1 pseudogene is annotated in these 980 nt (G+C 65.4%); it reads right to left on the reverse strand.

Annotated features, from left to right (window positions below):
* Positions 1-931 (reverse strand): annotated as a pseudogene (locus tag J1M86_RS24165) (IS5 family transposase).
* Positions 932-980 lie beyond the last annotated feature (49 nt).

The raw sequence follows: 980 nt of genomic DNA on the forward strand, positions 1-980 counted from the left end.
CTAGGGCGTGTCTCCCAATCGGCGTAGCCAGGTGAGAATTGCGCAGAGGGTGACGGCGGCGCGGTAGGTGATCGCGAGTTTGTCGTAGCGGGTGGCCAGCGCTCGCCATTGCTTGGCCAGAGCGAAGGAACGTTCAACGACGTTTCGGTCTTTGTAGAGGTCAGTGTCGAGTTTCGGGGGTCGGCCACCGCGGCTGCCGCGGCGTTCGCGAGCGGCGATGGTGTCGCTTTTCTCCGGGATGACAGCGGCGATACCGCGACTGCGGAGCTGGCGGCGGATCGTGCCGGACGAGTAGGCCTTGTCTGCGATCACCGCGTCGGGGCGGGTGCGGGGTCGGCCCTTGCCGTGGCGTGGGACGTGGATGTCGGCCAGGACTTCGGCCAGCATCGCGCCGTCGTTTCGTTGCCCACCGGTGATCACGTTCGCCAGCGGTCGGCCGCGGCCATCGACAGCACTGTGAATCTTGGTGGTCAGCCCTCCTCGCGAGCGACCGATGCCGTGACCTGCGGGTTCACAGTCCCGGAAGGGCCGGTTCTTGTGATTCGACCCTGCCCCCTGTGTCCTGCTCAGGGCGCGTTGTATTTGTGCTGTGCTGATGAGCGCGGCAGATGGTGGCGTCGACCGAGACGTTCCAGTCGATCTTTCCGGCTGCGTCGGCATCGGCCAGGATCACGTGCAGGATGCGATCCCAGGTCCCGTCCCGGGCGTAGCGGGCGTGACGCTTCCACACGGTCTGCCACGCACCGAACTCCTCGCGGGGTAGGTCCCGCCAGGGAATACCTGCTCGGTAGCGGTAGATGATCCCCTCGACGACTTTGCGATTGTCGCGAAACGGATGCCCCTGCCGCCCTTCATTGGAGGGCAGCAGGGGCTCTATCCGCTCCCACTGCTCGTCGGTGAACTGGCGAAATCGTGACTTCGTCTGTCCCATACGGCCACGGTCTCGCGGGTCACCGCTCAGCTATGGGAGACACGCCCTA

The sequence above is a fragment of the Rhodococcus sp. KRD197 genome (assembly GCF_017168235.1).
GTDB lineage: Bacteria > Actinomycetota > Actinomycetes > Mycobacteriales > Mycobacteriaceae > Rhodococcoides.